Raw genomic sequence first — 26653 nt, 5'->3', positions numbered from 1 at the left:
GACCTGGAGAACCAGGCGTGCGTACTGCTCGTCGGCGAGTTCGATCACGAGCGCCTTCGACCGGTCCTTGACGTCCCAGAAGACTTTTTCGGCAAGCGGACAGGCCCGGCCGCCCGCCGAGGGACAGGGTTGCGCCCCCAATCTTCGCGCTCGCCGTGACGCAGGCAACCCCTGCGGGGGAGGCGCCCCTGGCCACCGGTGCGCGCACTCTTGCTCGGCCTCCCGCCGGGGAACTCCCTGCTGGAGGCAGCCCCCTGCGGTGCAGGGAGGGGTGGGCCCCCTTCACCCCCCCACCGGGCCTTGGTCGCCGAACGATACGGAGGGGGCGGGGGAGGCGGGGGTCCCCCCGGCCGAAGGCTGGGGGAGGGAGGGCGGTCGGGGGAGAAACCCCGACCGCAACCACAACGCGCCCGCACACACCAACCCACCGCACCCAGAACCCGCCCCCCCGCAGGGTCAGCGCACAGGCGTGAAGTCGCGCGCCCCGATGAACTCGGGCCGCCGCACAGGCGCCGCGAAGGGCTCGACGGCCCTGTTCTCCACGCTGTTGAAGACGATGAAGACGTTGCTGCGCGGGTACGGCGTGATGTTGTCCCCCGAGCCGTGCATGCAGTTGCAGTCGAACCAGACCGCGGACCCGGGCTGCCCGGTGAACAGCCGGATCCCGTGCCGGCCTGCCAGTTCCGTCAGGGCCGCGTTCGAGGGGGTGCCCGCGTCCTGCATCTGGAGGGACTTCTTGTAGTTGTCCTCCGGCGTCGCGCCCGCGCAGCCCAGGAACGTCCGGTGCGAGCCCGGCATGATCATCAGGCCGCCGTTGGTGTCGTGGTTCTCGGTCAGCGCGATGGAGACCGAGACCGCGCGCATACGGGGCAGTCCGTCCTCGGCGTGCCAGGTCTCGAAGTCGGAGTGCCAGTAGAAGCCGGAGGCGCCGAAGCCCGGCTTGACGTTGATCCGGCTCTGGTGGACATAGACGTCGGAGCCGAGGATCTGCCGGGCGCGGCCGACGACGCGGGGGTCGCGGACCAGCTCGGCGAAGACCGGGCTGATCTTGTGGACCTCGAAGACCGAGCGGATGTCCTGGGACTTCGCCTCCACGATGGACCGCTCGTCCGCGCGCACGGCCGGGTCGGCGCACAGCCGCTCCAGCTCGGCGTGGTAGCGGGCCACGTCCTCGGGGCCGATGAGCGCGTCGACGGGCAGGAAGCCGTCGCGGTCGAAGTCGCCGAGCTCGGACGGCTGGAGCGGGCCGCTCGTGTCGGGTCCGCCCCAGACGACCGGGTCCTGGCGCGGGGTCAGCACCTCGGCGGTGCCGCGGGTGGGGTAGAGGTCAGTGGTGGGGCCGGTCGTCGTCGCGGTGGTCATCGCTGGTCACGCTCCCTCGGTGAGCAGGGGGTAGACGCCGTTCTCGTCGTGCACCTCGCGCCCGGTGACGGGCGGGTTGAAGACGCAGACGAAGCGCAGGTCGGTCTCGGGGCGCATGGTGTGCCGTTCGTGACCGTCGAGCAGGTAGAGCGTGCCGGGGGAGATCCGGTGCCTCTCGCCGGTCTCGTCGTCGGTCAGCTCGCCCTCGCCCTCGACGCACAGCACCGCCTCGACGTGGTTGGCGTACCACATGGAGGTCTGTGTCCCCGCGTACATCACGGTCTCGTGCAGTGAGAAGCCCACGCGGTCGTCGGCGAGGATGATGCGCTTGCTGCGCCAGGTGCCGGTCTCGGCGGTGACATCCCGGTCGGTGCCCTCGATGTCCTTCAGGGTTCGCACGATCACGGTGGGACGGTTCCTCTCGTCAGGCGGTCTCGCGGACGGAGCGGGCGAGGGTGCGCAGCCCCTCGTCGAGCTCTTCGGGGGTGATGGTCAGGGCGGGCAGCAGTTTGACGACCTCGCCGCGGGGGCCCGAGGTCTCCAGCAGCAGGCCCAGTTCGAAGGCGCGGGCGCAGACCCGGGAGGCCCGGCCGGGGTCGGTGAACTCCAGGCCCCACACCAGGCCGCGGCCCCGGTAGCGGGCGCCGGAGCGCGGATTCTCGGCGCATATCTCGCGCAGGACCGCCTCGGCCTGCTCACCGCGCTTGAGGGTCTGCTTCTCCATGCTCCCGCCGTCCGCCCAGTAGGTGTCGAGGGCGGCGGTGGCGGTGACGAAGGCGGGGTTGTGGCCGCGGAAGGTGCCGTTGTGCTCGCCCGGCTCCCAGATGTCCAGTTCGGGGCGGAAGAGGGTCAGCGACATGGGCATGCCGTAGCCGCCGATCGACTTGGAGAGGGTCACGATGTCCGGCACGATGCCCGCCTCCTCGAAGGAGAAGAACGGGCCGGTGCGGCCGCAGCCCATCTGGATGTCGTCGACGATCAGCAGCATGTCGCGGCGCCGGCACAGGTCGGCCAGGCCGCGCAGCCACTCGGGACGGGCGACGTTGATGCCGCCCTCGCCCTGGATCGTCTCGACGATCACCGCGGCGGGCTGGTTGAGGCCGGACCCCTGGTCCTCCAGCAGCCGCTCGAACCACAGGAAGTCCGGGACGCGGCCGTCGAGGTAGTTGTCGAAGGGCATCGGAGTGCCGTGCACCAGGGGGACGCCGGCGCCGGCCCGCTTCATCGAGTTGCCGGTGACGGCGAGCGCGCCCAGCGACATGCCGTGGAAGGCGTTGGTGAAGGACACCACGGACTCACGGCCCTTGACCTTGCGGGCCAGCTTCAGCGCCGCCTCGACGGCGTTGGTGCCGGTCGGTCCCGGGAACATCACCTTGTGGTCCATGCCGCGCGGGCGCAGGACGACGTCCTGGAAGCGTTCCAGGAAGGCGCGCTTGGCGGTGGTGCTCATGTCCAGGCTGTGCGTGATGCCGTCGCGCTCCAGGTAGTCGAGCAGGGCGCGTTTGAGCACGGGGTTGTTGTGCCCGTAGTTGAGGGCGCCGGCGCCGGAGAAGAAGTCGAGGTAGTCGTGGCCGTCCTCGTCGAAGATGCGGCTGCCCTGCGCGCGGTCGAAGACGGCGGGCCAGCCGCGGCAATAGCTGCGGACCTCGGACTCGAGGGTCTCGAAGACGGACGTGGCGGGCGGGGTGATGGTCACCGTGCATTCCTTCTGTGGGGGAGGAGGAGTCGGGCGGGGACGGCCGGGTCAGACGAGGGGCCCGATGCGGTACAGGACTTCGGGCCGGTGGTCCTCGGGGAACAGCGCCGTGTCGAAGAGCACCCCGCGCTCGGTCCGCGCTCCGTGGCGGGCGGCGAAGGACGTGAACAGGCGGTGCGAGGCCTCGTTGTCCGGGGTGATCGTGGTCTCGACCTCGCGGACGCCGGACGCGGCGGCCCGTTGTGCGAGGTCGTCGAGCATCGTGGCCGCGAGCCCCCGGCCGCGGTGCGCCTCGTCCACGGCGACCTGCCAGACGACGAGGGTTCGGGGGCGCTCGGGGCGGACGTAGCCGGTCACGAAGCCGATCGGTTCGCCGTGCGCCGTACGCGCCACCACGGAGGTGCCGGCGAAGTCCCGGCACCACAGCAGATAGCTGTACGGGGAGTTCAGGTCCAGGGTCCGGGAATCACGGGCGATGCGCCACAGTGCGGCGCCGTCCTCGATTCCCGGGGTGTCGAGCAGCAATTCCCTAGCGGCGGTCATGCGGAGACAACGTAGCGGGCGGAATTCCGAATTGCATGCCGCGCGGGCCTTGTGGCGTGTGGACGCCACTGATATCAGGCGCGCGGAGGCAGCCGGGATGGGTTCCTTTGCCCGGACATTTCGGGGCGGAAGGATGGTGTTGTGGGCTCGGTCACATCCTCGAAATCATCACGCGGTGTCGATGAAATCTTGGCGTTTGAAGCGGTGATCCCGGGGCAGGAGTTGAATGCGGAATACCTTCGGTGTTGCGCTGGATAATTACTCGGAATTTCCCCGCCGTCAAGCTGGTATGGAATTCCGGAGCCCGTACGTAAAGGGCCGTCCCCGCCGTTCGCGACGGCGGGGACGGCCCCTGGGGAATGCGGTGCGGTCAGACCCGCCAGGCGGCCTCGGCCGCCGCCACCGCCGCCTCGGGGTCCGCTTCCAGGGCGCCGGCCAGCGTGCGCAGCGTACGGACGACCACGGCGGGGTCGGCGTCCCGGCCGTAGTGGTTGACCCGGATCATCTCCTTGGCCAGTGCCCCGCCGCCGGCGACCAGCGGGAGCCCCGGCTCCAGGGCCAGGGCGCGGGCGACCAGCCCGTCGGCGGCGACCCCGTCCAGGGTGCGCAGCGTCGTCGCGACCGGCGCGGCGTCCGCGTCCCGGCACACGTACGGCTCGACGGCGGCCAGCGCGGCCGCACCCGCCCGGGTGGCCGCCGCGGCGGCGCGGTGCCGGGCGATCACCGTGTCGAGTCCGGCCTCCTCGATCCGCTCCAGGCAGGCCTCCAGCGCCAGCATCTCCAACTGCGCGGGAGCGTGCGGCAGTGCCCTGCGCCCGGCGTCGATCCAGCGGTCCTTCCAGTCCAGCAACGACAAATACGAACGGCGCGGCGCCGCCGGGTTGTCCGCCAGGCGCCGCCACGCCCGCTCGCTCACCGACACCGCCGAGACCCCGGCGGGCCCGCCCATCGCCTTCTGGGCGCCGATCACGCACAGGTCCACGCCCCACGCGTCCACCAGCAGCGGCTCGGCCGCCACCGAGGCGACCGCGTCGACCATGAACAGCGCCCCGTGCGCCCGGACCACCTCGCCGATCTCCGCCACCGGGTTGGTGTTGCCGGTGGCGGCCTCCGCGTGCACCAACGACACGAAGTCGATCTCCGGGCGGGCGGCCAGCGCCCGCTCGACGTCCCGCGCGCTCACGGCGGCGTGGAAGGGCACCTCCAGGTCGACCACGGTGGCGCCCGCGTCCTGCAGCCAGTTGCCGAAGGTCTGGCCGTACGGCCCGGTCACCACGTTCAGCGCCGTCGAGCCCGGCCGCGCCCCGCCGCGGATGCAGCCCTCCAGCGGCAGCAGGGCCTCGCCCTGCGTGATCACGACGTCCTGCTCCGTGTGCAGCAGCGCGGCGACTCTCCGCTCGATCGCGGTGAAGCGCTCTGCGGTCAGCGGGGGCAGGTCGAGCAGGGGGTGGGACACGGTGGCGCCGCTTCCTTCGTCGAGGGGGTGTACGGCCCGAGGGTATCCGGCGGCTCGTACAGTGCTGACATGGCTGTTCGCGAGGCGTCGCAGGCGCTCCACATCAAGGGCCGCATCCTGGCCGGGCCGCAGGACGTCCGGGACGAGCTCTGGGTGGTCGGCGGGCGCGTCACCTATGAGCGTCCCGCCGGTCTCCGCGACCTCACCACCGTCGAGGGCTGGGCCCTGCCCGGGCTGGTCGACGCCCACTGCCACGTCGGCCTCGACCAGCACGGCCCCGTCGACCCGGGCACGTCCGAGAAGCAGGCGCTCACCGACCGGGACACGGGCACCCTGCTGCTCCGCGACGCGGGTTCGCCCTCCGACACGCGGTGGATCGACGACCGCGAGGACCTCCCGCGGATCATCCGGGCCGGCCGGCACATCGCCCGCACCCGCCGCTACATCCGCAACTACGCCTGGGAGATCGAGCCCGAGGACCTGGTCGCCTACGTCCGCCGGGAGGCCCGGCGCGGGGACGGCTGGGTCAAGCTGGTCGGCGACTGGATCGACCGCGACGCCGGCGACCTCACCGCCTGCTGGCCGCGCGGCGCCGTCGAGGCCGCCATCGCCGCCGCCCACGAGGAGGGCGCCCGCGTCACCGCCCACTGCTTCGCCGAGGACTCCCTGCGGGACCTGGTCGAGGCGGGCATCGACTGCGTCGAGCACGCCACCGGGCTCACCGAGGACACCATCCCGCTGTTCGCGGAGCACGGCGTGGCCATCGTCCCCACCCTGGTCAACATCGCGACCTTCCCGGACCTCGCGGACGGCGGCCAGGCCAGGTTCCCGCGCTGGGCGGACCACATGCGCCGGCTCCACGCCCGCCGCTACGACACCGTCCGCGCGGCCCACGACGCCGGTATCCGGATCTTCACCGGCACCGACGCGGGCGGCTCCCTCGCCCACGGGCTCGTCGCCGCGGAGGTCGCCGAGCTGGTCACCGCGGGCCTGCCCGCCCTCGACGCGCTGTCCGCCGCCACCTGGTCGGCCCGCGAGTGGCTCGGCCGCGACGGCCTCACCGAGGGAGCCCCCGCCGACCTGGTCGTCTATCCGGAGGACCCCCGGGCCGACGTCCGCGTGCTGACCGCGCCCCGGCGCATCGTGCTGCGCGGCCGCGTGGTGGGGTGAGGCGTGAGTTACCACATGCATCTGCGCGCCCTTCCCGGGTCCCGACTGCCGCGGGCCTATGCGCACCTGGCGGAGTTCCTCGCGGAGGCCTGGGACAACTACGAGGAGGAGGCCGAGGCGGGGATCGCCGTGAGCATCGAGAAGGACTTCGAACTCGTCGACCGGTTCTGCACGAGCGAGCCCGCCGCGCCGGGAGGCGCCGACGGCCCCGGCGCCCTCCCCGTCGCGGGCGGCATCGTCGTCGAGGACCCACGGGACGTCGACCCCCCGATCCTCGTGCTCGGTCCCGGGGAGGTCGGGGAGGCCGCGAGGTTCCTCGACGGGGTGTCCTTCGACGCGCTGTGGGCATCCGGCGGGACGGCGGTCATGGCCGGTTTCCGGGGACGGGACGAAGCCCGGGTCCGTGACGGGGTCGTCCGGCCCCTGCACGAGGGGCTGCGGACCTTCTACACCCGCGCCGCAGCCGAGGGGCACACAGTAGTGAAGTGCTTCTGGTTCTGAGCCCCGAATGATCCCATCGCCCCAATTCGGGTGATCCTGGGCGGGTTCGCCCCGTCCCTCCCCGCTCCGCGTGCTGCCATCGGTCCTACCGGAATCCGCAACGGGACGGGGAACGACCATGACCAGGCAGGGACCGCAGAAGTACCCGGGCGCCTCGCGAAGGTACTGGTACCAGGACGACTACGGCGGCGACGCGATGGAGGTCAACGCCCTCGTGCTGCACACCACCGAGGGCCGCAGCGTGCCGACGTACGGGGGCGGCGGCAGCGCGCCCAACCTGACGGCGAGACCGGACTTCGAGGACGAGAAGCTGGTCTGGTACCAGCACTTCGACATCGACATCTCCTCGCGCGCCCTGGTCAACCGGCCCGGCGGGGTGGAGACCAACACCCTCAACGTGTGCCAGGTGGAGCTGGTGGGCACCTGCGACCCCGAGCGGCACGAGGACTGGGGCACCGCCAACCGGCACATCTACTGGCCCAAGGCCCCGCAGTGGGCGCTGCGCGAACTCGCCGAGTTCCTCGCCTGGATGCACACCCACCACGGAGTGCCCCTGAAGGGTCCGAAGCTCTGGCTGCCCTACCCCCGCTCGTACGGGAACGCGGGCGGCCAGCGGATGACCGGGCGGGAGTGGAACGCCTTCCGCGGGGTCTGCGGCCATCAGCACGTGCCGGAGAACTGCGTGCACCCCGACACCCCGGTGCTCCGCGCCGACCTGAGCTGGGCGCGGGCGGCCGAACTGGCCGTCGGGGACGAGATCGCCTGCTTCGACGAGGAGGACGCCGAGGTCGCCGGGGCCGGGCAGGGGCGGCGCCGGCTCCGCTGCGGGGTGGTCACCCGCAACGACCCCGCGCGCAAGGACTCGTACCGGGTGACGACGGCTCGGGGCGAGGTCGTCGCGACGGCCGACCATCCCTGGCTGGTGCGGCTGCCGCACGGCGACGCGTGGGTGACCAGCCGTGAACTGACCCCGTTCAAGCACCGGATCGTCACCCTCGCCGACCGGCAGGGCGCCCCTGAGGGTGCCTGGGAGGGCGCCGTCGTCGCCGAGGTCACCGGCGAGGCGGAGGTGCTCGCGGTCGAGCCCCTGGGGGAGCAGCCGATCGCCTCGCTGTCGACCTCGGCCCGTACCTACGTGGCGCGCGGGCTGCTGTGCCACAACTCCCACGGGGACCCCGGCGCGCTCGACTTCGCCAAGCTGCTCGAATACGCACGATCGCAGGTGTGACACACGGGAACGCGTGTGCCGCAGGTTTCGAATACGGGGACGAAAACCACCCTTTGGAGTGAACCGGGCCCAGGTGGGTGCCGGTTCACTCTCCGTACGTAAATCATTACGGGGTCGAGGTCGCCCCGGCGAGCGCGCTGTCCCCTTCAGCGGCGCCGCGGCGACTCCATGACCATTTGGGGGTTTTCCACTGTGTCCAGCTCTCCCTTCAGCATGCCCGCGCGCCGTCCCGCCGCCGCGCTGGGGGCCGCCGTCGCGCTGGCGGCGGGCGCCCTCGCGCTGGGGCCCGCGACCCCGGCCGCCGCGACCGGGGGGACCCACGGCTCGTCCGGCAAGGCCGGCGCGGTCGTCCTGCGGACCGGCCTGGACGTCTCGTTGCTCCGCAAGTCCGTCGACGTACCGCTGAACCTGACGCTCAACGAGGTCCGCGCACCGGCGAGCGCCGACGAGACCGCGCTGACCGCCACCCTCGACGGGGTCGATCGCGGCAGGCCGTTCAGCGTTCTGCGCGCCGACGTCGCCACCGCCCGGGCCACCGTCGACCGCCACAAGGCGGAGGGCTACGCCAAGCTCGTCAAGGCGCGCGTCAACCTGCCCGGACTGCCGCTCCTCGGGCTGGTCAAGGCCGACCTGATCTCCGCCCGCGCCACGTGCGCGGCCGGCCGCAGGCCGGTCGCCGACGTCGAGATGCCCGGCCACGTCGTCGTCCTCGGCAAGCGCGTCGCCGTCTCGGCCGGCGGCACCACCCTGGTGAAGGTTCCCGGTGTGGGCGAGGTCCGCCTCGACCTCGCCAAGAAGACCGTCACCTCGCGCAGCGCCGCGGCCACCGCACTGGAACTGTCGGTGGAGGTGAACCCGCTCAAGCTCGGCGTCGCCGAGGTGAGCGGCACCGTCACCCTCGCCGGGGCCACCTGCGAGACCCCCCGCCGCGGCGGGCACGGCGGCGGTGGTGGTGGTGGACACCACGGCGGTGGTGGCAACGGCGGCGGTGGCAACGGCGGCAACGGCGGCGAGGACTCCGGTGGAGGTGGCGAGGAGCCGCAGACCGGGGGCGAGTCCGAGCAGCCCTCGCAGTCCGCGGAGCCCACGCCGTCATCCGAGCCCTCCGAGTCCGCGCGCGCCGAGCAGTCCCCGCAGGCCGCGCCCGCGGCGACCGGCGACCTCGCCGAGACCGGCAGCAGCTCCATGACCCCGTACCTCGCGGGCGGTTCGGTGCTGCTGTTCGCCGCCGGATTCCTCGTGATCCGCAAGACCCGCCGCAGGCCGGCGGCCGAGAGCGCCCGGGACTGACGACCCCGGGTCGACCCCGGGGGGACCAGGGGTGAGGGGGGAAGTGGAGGGCGGCTGAGTGTCCGGAGCCGCCCTCCACGTGCTCTCCGCCGCCGCCCCGCGCCCCTCGCGCCGGTCTGCGAGCGTCCGAAAAGGGTACTTTCCACTACCCTGTTGGGAGTGTTCGCGCGCCCGTCGCGGACGGGGCCGGGGGATCGCATGTTCGGGGGACGGTACGAATTACGGGCCCTGCTCGGCTCCGGCGGCATGGCTCGGGTCCACCTCGCGTACGACACCCGGCTCGGCCGGACCGTGGCCGTCAAGACGCTTCTGCCGGAGCTGGCCCGCGACCCCGAGGCACGGCGCCGCTTCGCCCGCGAGGCCCGTGCCGCGGCCGCGCTCGACCACCCCGGCATCGTCACCGTCCACGACCAGGACGAGGTGACCACGGACGACGCGGTCGTGCCGTATCTGGTGATGGAGCACATCGAGGGCCGCACCCTGGCCGAACTCGCCCGCGAACAGACCCCGATGGAGATCGAGCGGGCCGTCCGCACCACCTGCGCGACCTGCTCGACCAAGGGCAGGACTACACCGGCCCCTACAAGGACACCGACCCCGACGGGCTGGGCCTCAAGAGCGTCGAGACCCCCGACGCCCGCACGATCGTCTTCCACCTCGACTCACCCTTCGCGGACTTCCCCCACGTCCTGGCGCTGCCCATGTCCTCGCCCGTCCCGAAGGCGAAGGACACCAAGGAGCACTACCAGGACCAGCCGGTCGCCAGCGGCCCCTACCGCATCGCCTCCTACGACGCCGCCGCCGGGCTGCGCCTGGTGCGCAACGACACGTGGGACCCGGCGACCGACGCGATACGCACCGCCCTGCCCGACGAGGTGGAGCTCACCATCGCCGTGGACGCGGCCGCCGTGGACACCGCCCTGATGAACGGCACCGCCGACCTCGACCTCGCCCAGACCGGTCTCCAGGAGGCCACGCGGACCCGGGTCCTCGCCGACGACTCGCTCACGCCCCGCGTGGACCTCGTGCAGACCGGCGCCGTCCGCTACTTCTCCCTGCAGACGGCCGTCGCGCCCCTGGACGACTACCGCTGCCGCTGGGCCGTCCAGTACGCCACCGACCGCAGCCTGCTGCGCGACGCCCTGGGCGGCCAGGACGCGGGCGACGTCGCCGGCGGCATGCTGCCGCCGACCATCGGCGGCCACGACCGGCACCTCGACACCTACGGCACCGTCAGCGGCGGCTCCTACCCCGAGCAGGCCCGGCGTTTCCTCGGCGAATGCGGCCGCGCCAAGGGGTTCAGCACGGTCGTCGCCGTGTCCGGCGGCGACCCGGCCGCCCGCAAGGTCGCGCAGTCCCTGGCCGGCCAGCTCGCCGAGGTGGGCATCAAGGCGACCGTGCAGACACCCGACGCCGCCGACTTCTACGCCGCCCTCGCCGACCAGCAGCAGATCAAGGACAAGGGCTGGGGCATCGTCTTGACCACCTGGCAGTCCGACTGGCCCTCCCCGGCCGGATTCCTGCGCCCGCTGCTGCTGCCGGACAGCCCCAGCAACTACGCGGGCCTGGACGACCGGGAGATCAACTCCCTGATGAACGAGGCCGACTCCGAGACCAGCCGCAACGCCGCGGACAACCTCTGGAGGACCGTCGACTCCACCGCCCAGGACCGCGGCACGCTGCTGCCCTTCCTCTACGACCGCCGCCTCAACTACCGCTCCGACCGCCTGACCAACGCCTACGTCCACCCGGCCCTGGGGGTCAAGGGCTGAGCCGGGGTGGACCCGCTCCCAGGGCTCGCCCGGCGGCTGCGCGTCAGCCGTCGAGCGCCTTCGACAGCGCGGCCGCGAAGCGGTCGGTCGTGGCGGGGTCGCGGACGGCGATGCGGAGCCAGTCGGGGGAGAGCCCGGGGAAGGTGTCGGCGCGGCGGACGGCGAAGCCGAGTTCGCGCAGGCGGGCGCGGACGGAGGCCGCGCCCGGCAGGCGCAGCAGGACGAAGGGGCCGTGGGCCGGGCCGGCGACCTCGACGTCGTCGAACTCGGCGAGCCGGCGCAGCAGGTGCTCGCGGTCGGCGGCGGTCCGGCGGGCCGCCTCCTCGGCCTCCGCCAGGGCCGCGGGGGCGCAGCAGGCCTCGGCGGCGGTGAGGCCTGGGGCCGAGACCGCCCACAGGGGCTGGGCGCGGCGCAGCGCCGCCACGGGCTCGGGGTCGCCGAGGACGTAGCCGACCCGCAGGCCTGCCAGGCCCCAGGTCTTGGTGAGGCTGCGCAGCACCACCAGGCCGGGCAGGTCGCGGCGGGCGGCGACGCTCTCGGGCTCGCCGGGCACCGCGTCCATGAACGCCTCGTCGACGACGAGGGTGCGGCCCGGCCGGGCCAGGCGGGCGAGGTCCGCCGCGGGGTGCAGTACGGAGGTGGGGTTGGTCGGGTTGCCGACGACCACCAGGTCGGCGGCCTCGGGTACCGCCCACGGGTCGAGGCGGAAGCCGTCCGCCGCCCGCAGCACGACGCGGTGCACAGGATGCCCGGCGTCGCGCAGGGCCGCCTCCGGCTCCGTGAACTGCGGGTGGACGACGACCGCGTGGCGGGCCCGGGTGGTGCGGGCCAGCAGGACGAACGCCTCCGCGGCACCCGCCGTGAGCAGCACCTCCTCGGCCGGGCGGCCGTGGCGGGCGGCGACGGCCCGGTGCGCGGCGCGGTCGTCCGGGTAGCCGGCCAGCCCGTCGAGGGTGGCCGCGAGGCGTTCCCTGAGCCATGGCGGGGGTGTGCCGGCGCGCACGTTGACGGCCAGATCGGTGAGGTCGTCGCCGCCGTCGCGGACCTCGGCGTCGCCGTGGTGCCGCAGATCGTGCTCGCCGTCACCGTCGCCGGGCTCCGGCCGTCCGCCGCCGCTGTCGCGCGCCGGCGCGTGCCGCACCTCGACCTCGGGGCGCGCCTCTGCCCAGCCCCCCGCCTGCTGCGCGACCCGCTCCTCCAGGGCCGCGTCCGCCGGGAAGCCGGTCAGCACCACGATCCGCCGGGCACCGAGCCGCGCGCAGCGTTCCAGGCCCGCGGGGACGTCCGGCGCCGCCGTCGTCAGGAAGGCGCTCTCCACGCCCGCGTAGCCCCGGCCCTCCCACAACAGCCTTGCGGTGCGGGCCACTTCGGCGTTGTCCGCGGCCTCGGGGGAGCCGGCGCCGACGAGCAGCACCATTGTCGCCGCCCGGTCCAGGGGCGTACGGCGGCCGCCGCCGAGCGCGGCGTCGACGCGCCGCTCCAGCACGTCCTCGGGCCGGTTGATCACGGTGCCGTCTCCTCCGTCGTGCCGTGCGTGCCGTGCGTGCCGTGCGTGCCGTGCTCGGGTGTACGGTGCCGGGCCACCGCCGCGGTCGCCTTCGCCGTACCGCCCCCGGGGGCGGACTTCCTCTTCGGTACCAGCAGTTCGCCGCCGGGCGCGGCGGCCAGCGCCGCCGCCTCCGCCACGGAGGGTGTGCCGACCGCGGCCAGCGCCGCGCCCGAGGGGCTCGGCACGTCGACCGCCGCCAGCGTACGCGCGTCGTACGTCACCAGGGGAACGCCCAGCCGCTCGGCCGCCGTGACGAGGCCCGGCTCCCCGGCCTTGCCGTCGACGGTCGCCAGCGCCGTGACGGACGCCTCCGGAAGTGCGGCCTCGGCGAGCACGGACCGTACGAGCGCGAGCACTTCGGCCCCCGTCACACCGCGGGCCGCGCCCACACCGACGACGACGCTCACGAGGGCGCGCCCGCCCCGCCCGCGCAGGAGGCGACGAACCGCCGCGCCAGGGACGGCTCCGCCGCCCAGTGGACGTGCAGGTACGACGCGTGGACGCCGCCCCGCACGAAGCCCTCCACGCGCCGCTCCGGCCGGATCAGGCCCCAGGCGGGGGTGGCGCCGGCGGCGGGTTCCACGACGGTGCGGTGGAACTCGTGGCCGCGCACCCGGGTCCCGGCGGCCGCCAGCGCGTTGTCGGCGATCGCGACCGCCTCGCGGTAGCCCAGCGTGAGCCGGTCCGACATGCGGGCCGTGGTGTCCAGCACCCCGCACATGGGACGTCCGTCCAGTTCCCGCCCGAGGTAGAGCAGGCCCGCGCACTCCGCGGTCACGGGACCGGCGAAGGCTCCGACGGCCCCGCGCAGCGGTTCGTTGGCGGACAGTTCGTGGGCGTACATCTCGGGGAAGCCGCCGCCGATGACCAGCCCCTCGGCACCGGACGGCAGCCGCTCGTCCCGCAACGGGTCGAAGGTGACGACCTCCGCTCCCGCCGCGTCGAGCAGTTCGAGGTGCTCGGCGTACGAGAAGGTGAACGCCGCCCCGCCCGCCACCGCGATCACCGGCCGGGTGCCCGGCGCGGCCGCGCCGGCCGCCGCCTCCCGAGGGTCCCAGGGCTCGTCCGTGAGCGGGGGAGCGCTGCGTGCCAGGGCCAGCAGCGCCTCCATGTCGCAGCCCTCGCGCACCCGGGCGGCCAGCGCCCGCACCGCGTCGAGGGCGTCCGCGCGCCGCTCCGCGACCGGGACGAGGCCCAGGTGCCGGGAGGGCGTGCCGACCGCGGTGTCGCGCCGCAGCGCGCCCAGCACGGGCACGCCCGCCCCGTCGAGGGCGTCGCGCAGCAGTTCCTCGTGCCGGTCGGAGCCGACCTTGTTGAGGATGACGCCGGCGACCCGCACCTGCGGGTCCCAGGAGGCGAAGCCGTGCACCAGCGCCGCCACCGAACGGGACTGCGACGAGGCGTCCACCACCAGCACCACCGGCGCCCGCAGCAGCTTCGCCACATGCGCGGTGGAGGCCAGCTCACCCATTCCCGAGGCGCCGTCGAAGAGCCCCATCACGCCCTCCACGACCGCCAGGTCGGCCCCTCGCGCCCCGTGCAGGAACAGCGGCGCGATCCGCTCCGGGCCGCACATGTAGGCGTCCAGGTTGCGGCCCGGGCGGCCGGTGGCCAGGGCGTGGTAGCCGGGGTCGATGTAGTCGGGGCCCACCTTGTGCGGGGAGACCGCGAGCCCGGCCTCCGCGAAGGCGGCCATCAGGCCCGTGGCGACGGTGGTCTTGCCGCTCCCCGAGGCGGGGGCCGCGACGACGAGCCTGGCTACCACTCGATGCCCTTCTGGCCCTTCTGGCCGGCGTCCATCGGATGCTTGACCTTGCCCATCTCGGTGACCAGGTCCGCGAAGTCCAGCAGGGGCTGCGGGGCGTTGCGGCCGGTGATGACGACGTGCTGCGTGCCGGGCCGGTCGCGCAGGACCGAGACCACCTCGTCGGTGTCGATCCATCCCCAGTGCAGCGGGTAGGCGAACTCGTCGAGCACGTACAGCCGGTAGGTCTCGGCCGCCAGGTCGCGCTTGACCTGCTCCCAGCCCTCGCGGGCGGCGTCCTCGCTCTCGGTGATGTCCCGCTGCACCCAGGACCAGCCCTCGCCCATCTTGTGCCAGGCGACACTGCCGCCCTCGCCGGAGGCGCCGAGCACGCGCAGCGCCCGTTCCTCCCCGACCTTCCACTTGGCGGACTTGACGAACTGGAACACCCCGACCGGCCAGCCCTGGTTCCACGCCCGCAGCGCCAGCCCGAAGGCGGCCGTCGACTTCCCCTTGCCGGTGCCGGTGTGCACCATCACCAGCGGCCGGTTGCGGCGCTGACGGGTCGTCAGGCCGTCCTGCGGCACGACGCTCGGCTGTCCCTGTGGCATTACGCGGCCCTCCGTACATCCCGTACCAGTGCCGCGACGCTGTCCGCGCGCAGCTCGTCCAACGTCACGGCGGTGCCGTGCAGTTCGCGCGCCAGCTCGCCCGCGAGCCCCAGCCGTACCGGGCCGGACTCGCAGTCCACGACCACCGAGGCGGTGCCCTCGGCCGCCAGCAGCCGCGCCGCGCGCCCGGCCGTGCGCACCGGCTCGGGGCCACCGGTCGCCCGGCCGTCGGTGACCACGACCAGCAGCGGGCGGCGCGAGGCGTCCCGCAGCCGCTCCACGCGCAGCACGTCGTGGGCCTTCAGCAGCCCGGCGGCCAGCGGGGTGCGGCCGCCGGTGGGCAGCCTGTCCAGGCGGGCCGCGCCCGCCTCGACCGACGAGGTCGGCGGCAGCGCCAGCTCCGCCGTCGCGCCGCGGAAGGTGATCAGTCCGACCTTGTCGCGCCGCTGGTAGGCGTCGAGCAGCAGCGACAGCACCGCGCCCTTGACCGCGCTCATGCGCTGCCGGGCGGCCATCGACCCCGAGGCGTCGACGACGAAGAGCACCAGGTTGCCCTCGCGGCCCTCGCGGACCGCCTCGCGCAGGTCGTCCCGGCGGATCACCAGCCCCGGGCCGCCGCGCCCGCGCGCCCGCTGGTGCGGGGCGGCGGCGTGCACAGTGGCGGCCAGGTGCAGTTTGGACAGGGCGCCCTGGGGCCGCCGCGCGCCCGTCGTCCTGCCGTGCGCGGTACGGGCCCGGGATCGGCGGCCCGCGGCGCCCTCGCCGAGGCCGGGAACGGTCAGGGCGCGGGCCTTGAACGGCTCGGCCGCCGGCACCGCGGCCCGTTCGCCCACGCCGCCCTGCGGTGCCTGCGCGGGCTCGGGCTGGGCACCGGCGTCCGCCGGCTCCCTGGGCGGGGCGATGTCGGGCGCGGGGTCCGGGGCGCCGTCGTCGCCCTGGGGCGGGCGCCCGCCGCCGTCCGGTCCGCCGCCGTCCGGGCCGGGGTCCGGGTCGTCGTCCTCGCCGCGGTTGCGTTCCAGGGTCTCGTCGAGCTTGTCCTCGTCGAGGCCCGGCGCGTCGAAGGGGTTGCGGCGGCGCCGGTGCGGCAGCGCGAGCAGCGCGGCCTGCCGCACGTCGGCGTCGGTCACCTCGGTGCGCCCGTCCCAGGCCGCGAGCGCGGTCGCCGTGCGCGCCATGACGATGTCCGCGCGCATCCCGTCCACCTCGAAGGCCGCACAGGTCGCGGCGATCTGGCGGAGCGCGCCGTCGCCGAGCGAGACCGACGGCAGCAGCGCCCGTGCCGCCGCGATGCGCTCCCGCAGCTCCCGCTCCTCGCCCCGCCAGGCGGCGGCGAAGCCCGCCGGATCGGCGTCGTAGGCGAGGCGCCGCCGGACGACCTGCACCCGCTCCTCGGTCTCCCGTGACGCCGCGACCTCCACCGTGAGACCGAAGCGGTCCAGCAACTGGGGCCGCAGCTCGCCCTCTTCGGGGTTCATCGTGCCGACGAGCAGGAAGCGCGCGGCGTGACGCACCGAGACGCCCTCGCGCTCGACGTAGGAGGCGCCCATGGCGGCCGCGTCCAGCAGCAGGTCCACCAGGTGGTCGTGGAGCAGGTTGACCTCGTCCACGTACAGCACGCCGCGGTGCGCGTCCGCCAGCAGCCCCGGCTCGAAGGCCTTCACGCCCTCCGCCAGGGCCCGTTCGATGTCCAGGGCGCCGACGAGGCGGTCCTCGGACGCGCCGACCGGCAGCTCCACCATGCGCGCCGGCCGGCTCTCGCGGCCGGCGTCGGGGCCGTGCGGCCCGTCCGGGCACGCCGGGTCCGCTGCCGCCGGGTCGCAGCCGAAGCGGCAGCCGGGGACGACCTCGACGGCCGGCAGCAGCGCTGACAGCGCCCGCACGGCGGTGGACTTGGCGGTGCCCTTCTCACCCCGCACCAGCACACCGCCCACCGCGGGGCTGACCGCGTTCAGCAGCAGCGCCAGCCGCAGGTCCGCCATCCCGACGATCGCGGTGAAGGGGTAAGGGGTGCTCACGCGGCCTCCTGGGTCGAACGGACATTGCGGCGGTTCTCACGGACGGCCCGGCTCCGGGGCCGCGACGGGCCGCTCACGGCGCCCCCGGGGGGACGAAGGGCAGCCCCGCAGGGGGGCCCTGCTCGATCAGGCGGAGCAGTGCGCCGGTGTCGGCGTGCTCCTCGATCAGGTCGCCCAGCCGGTCCAGCTGCTCCTCGCGGAGCGCGCCGAAGGCGGTGCCTGGGGCCGGGACGAAGCGCCGCCCCGCGGCCTGCGCGACGCGGCGCAGGAAGGCGCGGCGGAAGCCGTCGCTCTCCAGGGAGCCGTGCCAGTGGGTGCCCCAGACCGCGCCGCTGCGGCAGCCGTCCAGGAAGGGCTCGTCGCCGCCGCGGACGTCGGCCACGCCGTGGTGGATCTCGTACCCCTCGACCGGTTCGCCGTACGCCTTCCCCGAAGGCCTGGCCAGGGTCTTCTCCACGGCGAAGCGGACGCACGCCGGCAGCAGCCCGAGCCCGGGGACCGTACCGGCCCGCGACTCGACGTCGTCCTCGATCGTCTCGGCGAGCATCTGGAAGCCGCCGCAGATCCCCAGCACCGGACGCCCCTCGGCGGCCCGGCGGACGACCGCGTCGGCCAGGCCCCGCCGCCGCAGCCACTCCAGGGCCTTGACCGTGCCGCGGGTGCCGGGCAGCACCACGAGGTCGGCGTCGGCGAGCTCCTCCGGCCGGTCCACGAAGCGGACGAGGACACCGGGCTCGGCGGCGAGCGCGTCCACGTCGGTGAAGTTCGACATCAGCGGGACCGCCGCGACGGCGACCCGCAGGACGTCCTCGCCGTGCGGCGGCGCCGTGTCCGACTCCCGGACGCTGCCGCGCAGCGACATCCGCAGCCCGTCCTCCTCGTCGATGCCGAGGCCGTGCCGGAACGGCAGCACCCCGTAGAAGCGGCGTCCGGTCAGCCCGCGCAGCATCTCAAGACCCGGCTCCAGCAGGGACACGTCGCCGCGGAACTTGTTGACCAGGTATCCGCAGACCAGTTCCTGGTCCTCCGGGGCGAGCAGCGCCGTCGTCCCGAAGAACGAGGCGAAGACCCCTCCCCGGTCGATGTCGCCGACCACGACCACCGGGAGCCGGGCGGCCCGCGCCAGGCCCATGTTGACGATGTCGCCCCGCCGCAGGTTGATCTCGGCCGGGCTGCCGGCGCCCTCGCAGATCACCGCGTCGTACCGCCCGCGCAGCTCCTCCAGGCAGCCGGTGACGGTCTCCAGCAGCTCCGCGCGGCTCCCGTTGTGGTAGCCGCGCGCACTCATCTCGCCCACCGGGCGCCCCATCAGGACGACCTGGCTCGTGCGGTCCCCGCCGGGCTTGAGCAGCACCGGGTTCATCAGGGCCGACGGCTCCACGCGCGCGGCCTGGGCCTGCATCGCCTGGGCGCGGCCGATCTCGGCGCCCTCGCGGGTCACGTACGAGTTCAGCGACATGTTCTGCGCCTTGAACGGCGCCACGGACACGCCCTGCCGCGTCAGCCACCGGCAGATCCCCGCCGTGACGACGCTCTTGCCGGCGTCCGACGTGGTCCCCGCGACCAGCAGGCCCCCGCCCCTCATGAGTCCCTCCCCCGGGCGACCGCGCCCCACGCCAGGCGCCCGCCCACCGCGACCACCAGCGCCAGCGCGCCGACCCGCCGCGACAACCGCGCCGCCCGTTCGATGTCCCGTACCTCCACCGGCCGGTTCCCCGCCCCCAGCACGGGCCGGTGCTCCACCCGCCCGTCATAGGCAAGCGTCCCCCCGAGGCGCACGCCCAACGCCCCGGCGAACGAGGCCTCCACCGGCCCCGCGTTCGGGCTGGGATGCCGGGGGCCGTCCGTGCGCCAGGCCCGCCACGCCCCCCGGGGGTCGGGGCCGGCCAGCACCGCGAGCGCGGCGGTCAGCCGGGCGCCGGGGTAGCCGGCGACGTCGTCCAGCCGGGCCGCGGCCCAGCCGAACCGCCGGTGCCGCGGCGACTTGTGACCCACCATCGCGTCCAGGGTGTTGACCGCCCGGAAGCCCACGAGCCCCGGTACGCCGCCCAGCGCACCCCACACCAGGGCCCCCACGACGGCGTCCGAGGTGTTCTCCGCGACGGACTCCACCACCGCCCGGGCCAGTTGCGCCTCGTCCAGCGCCTGCGGGTCGCGGCCGCACAGATGGGGCAGCCGCTCGCGCGCCGCCTCCATGTCACCGGTGGACAGGGCGGCACCGACGATCCGTGCCTCGTGTACCAGGGATGTCCCGCCGAGCACGGCCCAGGTCGCCGCCGCCGTCAGGGCGACGGACGCCGCTCCGGAACGGCGCACGGCACGCTGGAGCCCGGCCGCGGCCGCCACGGCGCCGCCCGCGCACAGGGCCGTGTGGAGGGCGCCGCGACCGCGGTGGTCGCGCCACAGCGCCCGCTCCAGGCGGGCGGCGGCGCGGCCGAACACCGCGACGGGGTGACCGCGGCGCGGGTCGGCGAGGGCCAGGTCGGCGAGCCAGCCGAGGGCGGCGCCGGTGGCGAACGCGCACGGCGCCGCGACGCCGGTGCCGGGTGAACGGCCGGAGCCGCGCATCACAGGAGTCCTCACTCAGGGTCCGCGCCCTGGTTCGACGTGACCGGCGACGAGAGTCTCCTGGCTCCCGGATCGGCGGCACCCCCGGCCTTCCAGCCCCGAGTCGGGGCCGTGGCCATGGGCGGGGGTCCGCTCCCCGGTGACAGTGGCGGGACCGCGCCGGATTCGCACCGGACTTCCTCTCCTGCCGCCGTTTGGCGGTTCCGATACCACCACGCCCCGCTCCGGCCCGTCAACTCATCGCGACAGCCTGTGGACAAGAAGAAACCCCAGCTCACGGCCGGAAGGCCGGGAGCTGAGGTCAACTTCACACCGCGGTGCGCGGGGACGTGCGGGTCAGGCGACGATCAGGTAGATCCCGTACGCCACCGCCGCCGCGCACAGCGCGAAGCACAGGTACGCGCCGGTGCGGGCCAGGGCGGTGGTGCCACCCGCGGCGGAGGTGCCCGCCTCGCCGCCGCCGGCGGTGCCCTGCCTGGACAGGCCGACGATGCCGAGGGTGAACAGGCCGACGAGTCCGACGGTCACGGCGAGGCTGACGCCGAAGACGGAGCCGAGGGCAGCCCAGTCGATGTGCATGGTGCTGGTTCCTTCCGGGGCCGGTGCGGCTGCCGCCGTCAGGCGGAGGCCTTGGCGGGGTCGGTGCCGGCGGCGGTCGTGGTCAGCCCCGCGGGCGGCGGGATGACGGCGGCGATGGCCGTGGTGATGACGCCCGGCTCCTCGGCGTCGTGGCCCTCGTTGACGTTGGTGTGGTCGACGGGCTTGCGGCGGGAGGCGATCCAGATCGCGGTGCACGCGGCGAGCGCCAGGACGGCGACCGTCGTGACACCCCAGTCGCCCTGGTCGGCGAGGAGCGCGGCGCCCGCCGCGACCAGGCCCGCGGCAGGGAGGGTGAGCCCCCACGCGGCGAACATCCGGCCCGCGGTGCTCCAGCGGACGACACCGCCCTTGCGGCCGACGCCGGCGCCCATGACGGAGCCGGAGCAGACCTGCGTGGTGGAGAGCGAGAAGCCGAGGTGCGAGGAGGCCAGGATGACGGTCGCGGCGCCGGTCTGGGCGGCGAAGCCCTGCGGCGGCTGGATGTCGGTGATGCCCTTGCCCATGGTGCGGATGATCCGCCAGCCACCGATGAAGGTGCCGAGCGCGATCGCCATGCCCGCCGAGACGATGACCCACAGCGGCGGGTCGGAGTCGGGCGCGACGACGTTGCCGGCGATCAGGGCGAGGGTGATGACACCCATGGTCTTCTGTGCGTCGTTGGTGCCGTGGGCGAGGGAGACGAGGCCGGCCGAGGCGATCTGCCCGGCCCGGTAGCCCTTGGCGGTGGCGGCCGGATCGGCGTTGCGGCCGATGCGGTAGGTCAGCCGGGTCGCCAGCATCGCGCCGACCCCGGCGACCACCGGGGCGCAGACGGCCGGGATCAGGACCTTCATGACGACCGCGTCACCGTTGACCGAGCTGAATCCGGCCGAGGCGACGGAGGCGCCGATGAGGCCGCCGAAGAGGGCGTGGGAGGAGCTGGAGGGGAGTCCCGCCAGCCAGGTCAGCAGGTTCCAGACGATCGCGCCGACGAGTCCCGCGAAGATCACCTCGGGCTTGATGCCCGCGCTCTCGTCGAGGATCCCGCCGGAGATCGTCTTCGCCACCTCGACGGAGAGGAAGGCGCCGACGAGGTTGAGCACGGCGGACATGGCCACCGCCGTCTTGGGCTTGAGTGCGCCAGTGGAGATGGTGGTCGCCATCGCATTGGCGGTGTCGTGGAAACCGTTCGTGAAGTCGAACACGAGTGCGGTAATGATCACGATTCCGATCAGGAGCGTGATGTGTTCCATTGACCCAGGCATTCGTTCGATCGGACAGTGGCGGTGGCGACCGTACGGAGTCTGGATGAACGGAAGGTGAACGAGGGGAGGCGCGGCGGTGCCGGTGCGTGCGGGGGGTGTGGCCCGGCCCCGGCCGCGGCCCGGAATCCGGCCTTTCGCGTGCTTCGACCACCCCTTTCCGGAGGTCAGGAAGAGATCCTGGTCACGCGGCGACGGCCCGCTCCGCCGCCGTCTCGCGGCACGAACCGGGGGCGTGCCGGCGGTGGTCCGTGCGCGTTCGTCTCGCGCCCTGCGGGCGCAAGCGCCGGCCCCGCACGTACCGGCCGAATCTCCTCTGGCTAGTGGCGGCCCGAGATGCGGTCCGCGATGCGGGCCACCCGGTCGGTCTCCACGCTGCGTCCGGCCTGCTCGCGCCGGTCGGCGCCGCGGTAGGCCGCGTACAGCCCGTGCACCCCGATCCACCGGAAGGGCTCGGGCTCCCAGCGGCGCACGCGGTGGTGCACCCACGGCAGGGCCGTCAGCTCGGTTCCGTGCGCCTGGCCGGAGTCCATCTGCACGAGGTCCCGCAGCGTCCGCGCCGCGAGGTTCGCCGTGGCGACACCGCTGCCGACGTAGCCGCCCGCCCAGCCCAGGCCGGTGGAGCGGTCCAGCTCGACGGTCGCGCACCAGTCGCGCGGCACGCCGAGCACCCCGGACCAGGCGTGGTCGATCCCCACCCGCCCCGTCGCCGGGAAGAAGCGCACGAGGATCTCGCGGAGCGCCTCCACCGTCGCCGCCTGGGTGCGGCCGTCGTTGTCCGTGCGCGAACCGAAGCGGTACGGCACCCCGCGGCCGCCGATGGCGATCCGGTCGTCGGCGGTGCGCTGCGCGTACATGTACGCGTGCGCCATGTCGCCGAGGGCCTCCCGGCCCTCCCAGCCGATGGTGTCCCAGACCTCCCGCGGCAGCGGCTCCGTCACGACCATCGATGAGTTCATCGGCAGCCACGCCCGCTTCTGGCCCTTGAGCGAGGCGGTGAAGCCCTCCGTGCAGCGCAGCACGTAGGGGGCGCGCACGGTTCCGAACGGCGTGACCGCGTGCTTCGGCCGGATCTCCGTCACCGGGGTCGACTCGTGGACGACGACCCCGAGCGCCTCCACCGTGCGGGCCAGTCCCTGCACCAGCTTCACCGGGTGGATACGCGCCCCGTGCGGTGTCCAGGTGCCGCCGGCCGTCCCGGCGACCCGGATCCGCGCGGCGGACTCGGCCGCGCCCAGCAGCAGGCGGTCCTTCTCGCCGAAGGCGACCTCCGTCTCGTGGAAGGCCCTGAGCCGGGCCAGTTGCGCGGGGGAGTGGGCGACCTCCAGCACCCCGCCCTTGTGGACGTCCGCGTCGATGCCCTCCTCGGCGGCGACCCGGATCACCTCGTCCACGGTCCCGTTCATCGCGCGCTGCAGCGCGACCGCGGCCTCCCGGCCGTGCAGCGCGGCGTAGCGGTCGCGGCCGGCGATCCCGTTGTACAGCCAGCCGCCGTTGCGGCCGGAGGCGCCGTAGCCGCAGAAGCGCTGCTCCAGGACGACGATCCGCAGGAAGGGCACGGCCTTCTTCAGGTAGTAGGCGGTCCACAGCCCGGTGTAGCCGCCCCCGACGATGCACACGTCCGCGGTGGAGTCCCCGGGCAGCGGTTCACGCGGTACCGGGAGGCCTGACTTCGCGTACCAGAAGGAGATGCCGCCGTTGACGGTGGTCATGGTGCCCCTGCAATTCGTATGCGTGCTCGGTCCGGAAGGTGTGCCGGGACGTTACTGTGCCCCGAGAGCGGGCGGCAACGGCCAACCTGTCAGGATCAGCGCTCGGAGGTGGCACGGATGTCGGTGCGGAACACGGTGGCGCGGGCCTGGACGGACCTGGTGGACACGGCCCGCCGCTCCGTCGACGACGGTCTCGTGGTCGGCACGTCCGGCAACGTGTCGGTGCGGGTGGGCGACGACCTGGTGCTCGTCACCCCCAGCGGGGTGCCCTACCACCGCCTCGCCCCGGAGGACACGGTCGGGGTCGACCTGGACGGCAAGCAGGTGCTCGGCGCGCTGCGGCCGACGAGCGAGCTGGCGATGCACCTGGCGATCTACCGGCACACCGACGCGGGCGCCGTCGTCCACACCCACGCCGTGCACGCCACGGCCGTCTCCACGCTCCTCTACGAACTGCCCGCCATCCACTACATGGCGGCGGCCCTGGGCGGCCGGATACGCGTCGCCGACTACGCGACCTACGGCAGCGAGGAACTGGCCGCCAACGTCCTGCGCGCGCTCCGGGACCGCACGGGCTGCCTGCTGCGCAACCACGGCACCATCGTCTACGGCGACGACCTCGAGCAGGCCTACGACCGCACCGCCCAACTGGAGTGGATGTGCCAGGTGTGGCTCGCCGCCCGCTCGGTGGCCGGGTTCTCGCCCTCGCTGCTCTCCAAGCGTGAACTCGCCCGCGTCGCCGAGCGGCTGCGCCAGTACGGCCAGCCCGGGGACGAGGCGGAAGAGGAGCACGCGGGGGACGAGGGGTACGGGGTCCACGACGGCCCCGAGGTCCACGGGGAGCGAGCGCCCGGCCGCGCCGACGTCCCCCGCCCCCGCGAGGCCCACGAGGACGAGCGCGGCTGAGCCCGGACGGCTCCGCCCACTGGCCGCCCCGGGTGAGCGCGCGGAGACTGGAAGCGATGCGCCTCACCACGGCGGCGGCCCTCGCCGCCACGACAGCGTTCGGTGCCGGTGCGGCCGCGGTGGCGGCCGGGCGGCACGTCTCCGAGCTTGCCCTGAGGCCGAGCGCGAGCGGCGTCGACCCGGACCCGCTCACCGTCCACGCCGTGACCGGGCAGGACATCACCCTCACCCGGACCCTGGGCACTGTACGGCGCGGAGTGCACGGCCTGATCGCCGCAGGGGTGCACGTCACGGTCGGCGAGGTGCTGTCGACGGCCCCGGACTCCGTGACGCGTCGCCTGGTGCGGATCAACCGCGGCGGCGTCGCGCCGGGCGACACGCTGCGACTCACCCCGCAGGTGCACACAGGCACCCCTGGCTCGGCCCTCGGCCTGGAGTACCGGGACGCCGAGATCCCCGCCGAACTCGGCCTGCTGCCGGCCTGGTTCGTGCCCGGCGCCCGCGACACCTGGGTCGTGCTCGCACACGGCCTCGGCACCTCCCGCGAACTCGGCATGAACCTCATGGCGTTCCTGGCCAAACTGCGGCTGCCCGTCCTGGCGTTCTCCTACCGCAACGACGCCGGCGCGCCCCCCTCCTGGGACGGCATCGGCCACCTCGGCGACTCCGAATGGCGCGACCTCGACGCGGCCATGCGCTACGCGGTCCGGCACGGCGCGCGCCGGCTGGTGCTGCACGGCTGGTCCACCGGCGCGACGATGGCGCTCCGGGCGACCAGCCACTCCCCGCTGCGGGCCCTGGTGTCCGGGATGGTCCTGGACTCCCCGGTGCTCGACTGGCAGGACACGGTCCGCGCCGCTGCTGCCGCCCGGGGCGCGCCGCGGGCGCTGCTGCCGCTGGGCGTGCGCGCCACCGAGGGCCGCACCGGCCTGCACGCGGAGCGGATCGCCGAGGCCGCCCACCCGGAGCGGCTGGACGTCCCGGCGCTCGTCTTCCACGGGCCCGACGACACACTCGCCCCGTGGGGGCCGTCCCGCCAACTCGCCCGGCAGCGTCCGGACCTGGTCACGCTGCACGCCGTCAGCGGCGCGTCGCACGCGGCCATGTGGAACGCCAACCCCTCAACATACGAGGAGGCCCTCCGGCGCTTCCTCACGCCCCTCCTCTGAGCCCCTCCCTACGTGGTCTTAATGTCCGCACAAAAGCACATCTCTCCGGTTAATTCGGGCAGCGTCAATCACGGTACGGGGACGCTCGTTTGGGTTTCCGGGTGCTCACCCGCAAGACTGCTCCCGTGACGTCCCGTATTCCGCGAGACACTCCGCTGCGTCTTGTCCCGCGCAGGCCACTCGCCACCGCGCGCCGTGCCGGCACCACACGGCGAAGCCGCCCGCCGCGGCCGCCGGAGGGAATCCCGGCGTTGCCCGAGCTCGCCCGCAGGGCGCGCACCGAACTCTCGGACGCCGTAAGGCTGGCCCGCTGGGCCGACGCGGAGACCGGCGCCGCCGCCCCCGGGACCGCCGGGATACTGCGGGACCCCGACGTGCTGCGGGCCGTCGCCTCGCTGGGCCTGACGGAGCGGCAGGTACGCACCGCCTGGGACCGGGCCCGGCTGACCGGCCTGATCGAGCTGCACAAAGGAGGTGCCGCCCGACCCGGCTGGCGCCTGCGCGCCTGGGACCGCGACGACACCGCCGTGCTGCGCGGCTGGGTCGCGCTCTTCGACGCGTGGTCGCTGGCGCACCCGGCGGCGCTCGATCCGGAGTGCGCCGACGCCGACCCCTCGCTCGTCGCCGAGGTCGTGGAGGCCGCGCCGCAACTGCTCTCCCTGCTCCACCTCTCCTCCGGTCCGGTCGCCGTGGCCGTGCTGCTGGACCTGTTGCGGCAGCGTGTGGCCGAACTACGCGCGGAGCGCCACGAGCCCCCGGCCGACGGCGGCCGCGACGAACTGCCCGCGCTGCTGGACTGGACGCTGGACGCGCTCGCCCGTGTCGGCGCCCTCAGGCCCCGCGACCCGGCCCGCCCCGGCGAGGTCACCATCACCGCGCTCGGCAGCTGGGCGGTGTGGGTGAAGCTGGAGCAGATCTGCGTCGCCGCGCAGGGCCCCGCCGGGCACTTCGAGCACTCCGCCGAGGAGATGCTCAAGGCGTGCATCGGGATGGCGCCCGGCGCCGCCCGCGACGAGTACAAGGCCTGGCTTGCGGCCCGCCCGGTGGCCCAGGCGGTGGGCGAGTTCCTGGACGTGGCGCGCGGCGACGACGCCCTGCTGCGCGCCCTGGCCTTCGAGGCGCTGCGCGTCGTCGGCGGCCCCGCGGAGCCGTCCGTCCGCCATGTGGTCGACGAGGCCGGTCTGCGGCCCTACGCGCTGCTCTGGCTCGCCGAGCACGAGGGAGCGGACCCGGAGGACGTCGCCGCGCTGCTCACCCGTGAGGAGTCCACCTGGCTCTGGGTGGACACCGCCGCGGCCGTGGCCGACCACGGCGAGAGCCACCTGCTGGTGAGCCATCTCGAGACGGCCGTCCAGGGCTCGGTCACCCGCCTGCTGGAGGAGCTGCGTCACGCCGGGCACCCCCGCACCGTCCAGGTGCTGGTCGCCCTCGCCGCCGCGCACCCCGACCCCGCCCTGTCCAAGATGATCCGCCGGGCCGCCTTCCAGGTGCACACCGGGGGAGAGTGACGGGTAGCCGCC

Annotated in this window: 21 protein-coding genes, 4 pseudogenes and 1 riboswitch; of the genes and pseudogenes, 9 read left to right on the top strand and 16 right to left on the bottom strand. The window is 74.3% G+C overall.

What is annotated here, in order from left to right; genetic code table 11:
• Positions 1-456: 456 nt before the first annotated feature.
• From thpD to B085_RS0121420, 5 genes are all read right to left on the bottom strand, one after another.
• Entirely contained in the window at positions 457-1362 is a 906-nt protein-coding gene (gene thpD, locus B085_RS0121440; RefSeq protein WP_018560640.1) for an ectoine hydroxylase, read from the bottom strand.
• 6 nt (positions 1363-1368) lie between these two features.
• Complete coding sequence (locus B085_RS0121435; RefSeq protein WP_018560639.1) at positions 1369-1767, bottom strand: ectoine synthase; 399 nt, start codon at positions 1765-1767, stop codon at positions 1369-1371.
• Between the two features lie 19 nt (positions 1768-1786).
• Entirely contained in the window at positions 1787-3058 is a 1272-nt protein-coding gene (gene ectB / locus B085_RS0121430; RefSeq protein WP_018560638.1) for a diaminobutyrate--2-oxoglutarate transaminase, read from the bottom strand.
• Positions 3059-3106: 48 nt separating this feature from the next.
• The gene (gene ectA / locus B085_RS0121425) at positions 3107-3601 is read right to left on the bottom strand and encodes a diaminobutyrate acetyltransferase (protein WP_037732170.1); all 495 of its coding nucleotides are present in this window, start codon (positions 3599-3601) and stop codon (positions 3107-3109) included.
• 370 nt (positions 3602-3971) lie between these two features.
• Positions 3972-5057, bottom strand: coding sequence for a pyridoxal-phosphate-dependent aminotransferase family protein (locus B085_RS0121420; protein WP_018560636.1), 1086 nt, complete (start codon positions 5055-5057; stop codon positions 3972-3974).
• A gap of 69 nt (positions 5058-5126) precedes the next feature.
• Here B085_RS0121420 and B085_RS0121415 point away from each other — a divergent pair, with 69 nt between their 5' ends.
• The 6 genes and pseudogenes from B085_RS0121415 (at position 5127) to B085_RS43265 (ending at position 11018) form a co-directional block, all read left to right on the top strand.
• Positions 5127-6227, top strand: a complete 1101-nt coding sequence (locus B085_RS0121415) for an amidohydrolase family protein (RefSeq protein WP_018560635.1) — start codon at positions 5127-5129, stop codon at positions 6225-6227.
• A gap of 3 nt (positions 6228-6230) precedes the next feature.
• Entirely contained in the window at positions 6231-6728 is a 498-nt protein-coding gene (locus B085_RS0121410; RefSeq protein WP_063741055.1) for a DUF1877 family protein, read from the top strand.
• A 118-nt stretch (positions 6729-6846) separates the two neighbouring features.
• Positions 6847-7956, top strand: a complete 1110-nt coding sequence (locus tag B085_RS0121405; protein WP_018560633.1) for a Hint domain-containing protein — start codon at positions 6847-6849, stop codon at positions 7954-7956.
• Positions 7957-8169: 213 nt separating this feature from the next.
• Entirely contained in the window at positions 8170-9246 is a 1077-nt protein-coding gene (locus B085_RS49435; RefSeq protein WP_018560632.1) for an SCO1860 family LAETG-anchored protein, read from the top strand.
• A gap of 198 nt (positions 9247-9444) precedes the next feature.
• Positions 9445-9717 (top strand): annotated as a pseudogene (locus tag B085_RS47265) (protein kinase domain-containing protein); the annotation flags it as partial.
• A 68-nt stretch (positions 9718-9785) separates the two neighbouring features.
• Positions 9786-11018, top strand: a complete 1233-nt coding sequence (locus B085_RS43265; RefSeq protein ID WP_078620002.1) for an ABC transporter substrate-binding protein — start codon at positions 9786-9788, stop codon at positions 11016-11018.
• A 43-nt stretch (positions 11019-11061) separates the two neighbouring features.
• Here B085_RS43265 and cobC read toward each other — a convergent pair whose 3' ends face one another.
• From cobC to B085_RS0121340, 11 genes and pseudogenes are all read right to left on the bottom strand, one after another.
• On the bottom strand, positions 11062-12087 hold the full coding sequence (gene cobC / locus B085_RS0121385) for an Rv2231c family pyridoxal phosphate-dependent protein CobC (protein WP_234018634.1): 1026 nt from the start codon (positions 12085-12087) through the stop codon (positions 11062-11064).
• A 117-nt stretch (positions 12088-12204) separates the two neighbouring features.
• Positions 12205-12435 (bottom strand): annotated as a pseudogene (locus tag B085_RS50945) (CbiX/SirB N-terminal domain-containing protein); the annotation flags it as partial.
• A gap of 152 nt (positions 12436-12587) precedes the next feature.
• Positions 12588-13001 (bottom strand): annotated as a pseudogene (locus tag B085_RS0121380) (cobalamin biosynthesis protein); the annotation flags it as partial.
• Entirely contained in the window at positions 12971-14332 is a 1362-nt protein-coding gene (locus B085_RS0121375; protein WP_018560626.1) for a cobyrinate a,c-diamide synthase, read from the bottom strand. The gene B085_RS0121375 and the pseudogene B085_RS0121380, both read right to left, overlap by 31 nt.
• Positions 14326-14922: a cob(I)yrinic acid a,c-diamide adenosyltransferase gene (gene cobO / locus B085_RS0121370; protein ID WP_026251293.1), complete on the bottom strand. Its 597-nt coding sequence runs from the start codon at positions 14920-14922 to the stop codon at positions 14326-14328. The genes B085_RS0121375 and cobO overlap by 7 nt, the downstream gene beginning before the upstream one ends.
• Entirely contained in the window at positions 14922-16937 is a 2016-nt protein-coding gene (locus tag B085_RS0121365) for a putative cobaltochelatase (RefSeq protein WP_018560624.1), read from the bottom strand. Before B085_RS0121365 ends, cobO begins: the two co-directional genes overlap by 1 nt.
• Before the next feature lie 73 nt (positions 16938-17010).
• Positions 17011-18522, bottom strand: a complete 1512-nt coding sequence (locus tag B085_RS0121360; protein ID WP_018560623.1) for a cobyric acid synthase — start codon at positions 18520-18522, stop codon at positions 17011-17013.
• Positions 18519-19505 (bottom strand): cobalamin biosynthesis protein, encoded by a 987-nt coding sequence (locus B085_RS0121355; protein ID WP_018560622.1) that lies wholly within the window; start codon positions 19503-19505, stop codon positions 18519-18521. Before B085_RS0121355 ends, B085_RS0121360 begins: the two co-directional genes overlap by 4 nt.
• 53 nt (positions 19506-19558) lie before the next feature.
• A riboswitch (cobalamin riboswitch) is annotated at positions 19559-19688 on the bottom strand.
• Between the two features lie 153 nt (positions 19689-19841).
• Complete coding sequence (locus B085_RS0121350; protein WP_018560621.1) at positions 19842-20084, bottom strand: hypothetical protein; 243 nt, start codon at positions 20082-20084, stop codon at positions 19842-19844.
• 38 nt (positions 20085-20122) lie between these two features.
• Entirely contained in the window at positions 20123-21337 is a 1215-nt protein-coding gene (locus tag B085_RS0121345; RefSeq protein ID WP_018560620.1) for an inorganic phosphate transporter, read from the bottom strand.
• A 329-nt stretch (positions 21338-21666) separates the two neighbouring features.
• Complete coding sequence (locus B085_RS0121340) at positions 21667-23058, bottom strand: NAD(P)/FAD-dependent oxidoreductase (RefSeq protein ID WP_018560619.1); 1392 nt, start codon at positions 23056-23058, stop codon at positions 21667-21669.
• Positions 23059-23175: 117 nt separating this feature from the next.
• On the opposite strand from B085_RS0121340, the pseudogene B085_RS0121335 reads away from it, so the two are divergent.
• The 3 genes and pseudogenes from B085_RS0121335 to B085_RS0121325 all read left to right on the top strand — a co-directional run.
• Positions 23176-23826: pseudogene (locus B085_RS0121335) on the top strand (class II aldolase/adducin family protein); the annotation flags it as partial.
• A 194-nt stretch (positions 23827-24020) separates the two neighbouring features.
• Complete coding sequence (locus B085_RS0121330; RefSeq protein ID WP_018560617.1) at positions 24021-25133, top strand: alpha/beta hydrolase family protein; 1113 nt, start codon at positions 24021-24023, stop codon at positions 25131-25133.
• A 125-nt stretch (positions 25134-25258) separates the two neighbouring features.
• Entirely contained in the window at positions 25259-26641 is a 1383-nt protein-coding gene (locus B085_RS0121325) for a hypothetical protein (protein ID WP_199789228.1), read from the top strand.
• Positions 26642-26653 lie beyond the last annotated feature (12 nt).

This window comes from Streptomyces sp. BoleA5 (assembly GCF_000373665.1).
GTDB lineage: Bacteria > Actinomycetota > Actinomycetes > Streptomycetales > Streptomycetaceae > Actinacidiphila.
The sequence above is the reverse complement of the archived record's forward strand: the minus strand, read 5'-3'. Positions and strand labels throughout refer to the sequence as shown.

What these genes read in the sequence shown, in the direction of transcription:
- cobO (WP_026251293.1), bottom strand. Translation starts at nt 14,922, where the DNA reads ATGCCACAGGGACAGCCGAGCGTCGTGCCGCAGGACGGCCTGACGACC.
- B085_RS0121360 (WP_018560623.1), bottom strand. Translation starts at nt 18,522, where the DNA reads ATGAGGGGCGGGGGCCTGCTGGTCGCGGGGACCACGTCGGACGCCGGC.
- B085_RS0121415 (WP_018560635.1), top strand. Translation starts at nt 5,127, where the DNA reads ATGGCTGTTCGCGAGGCGTCGCAGGCGCTCCACATCAAGGGCCGCATC.
- ectA (WP_037732170.1), bottom strand. Translation starts at nt 3,601, where the DNA reads ATGACCGCCGCTAGGGAATTGCTGCTCGACACCCCGGGAATCGAGGAC.
- B085_RS49435 (WP_018560632.1), top strand. Translation starts at nt 8,170, where the DNA reads ATGCCCGCGCGCCGTCCCGCCGCCGCGCTGGGGGCCGCCGTCGCGCTG.
- thpD (WP_018560640.1), bottom strand. Translation starts at nt 1,362, where the DNA reads ATGACCACCGCGACGACGACCGGCCCCACCACTGACCTCTACCCCACC.
- B085_RS0121355 (WP_018560622.1), bottom strand. Translation starts at nt 19,505, where the DNA reads ATGCGCGGCTCCGGCCGTTCACCCGGCACCGGCGTCGCGGCGCCGTGC.
- B085_RS0121330 (WP_018560617.1), top strand. Translation starts at nt 24,021, where the DNA reads ATGCGCCTCACCACGGCGGCGGCCCTCGCCGCCACGACAGCGTTCGGT.
- B085_RS0121345 (WP_018560620.1), bottom strand. Translation starts at nt 21,337, where the DNA reads ATGGAACACATCACGCTCCTGATCGGAATCGTGATCATTACCGCACTC.
- B085_RS0121350 (WP_018560621.1), bottom strand. Translation starts at nt 20,084, where the DNA reads ATGCACATCGACTGGGCTGCCCTCGGCTCCGTCTTCGGCGTCAGCCTC.
- B085_RS0121405 (WP_018560633.1), top strand. Translation starts at nt 6,847, where the DNA reads ATGACCAGGCAGGGACCGCAGAAGTACCCGGGCGCCTCGCGAAGGTAC.
- B085_RS0121340 (WP_018560619.1), bottom strand. Translation starts at nt 23,058, where the DNA reads ATGACCACCGTCAACGGCGGCATCTCCTTCTGGTACGCGAAGTCAGGC.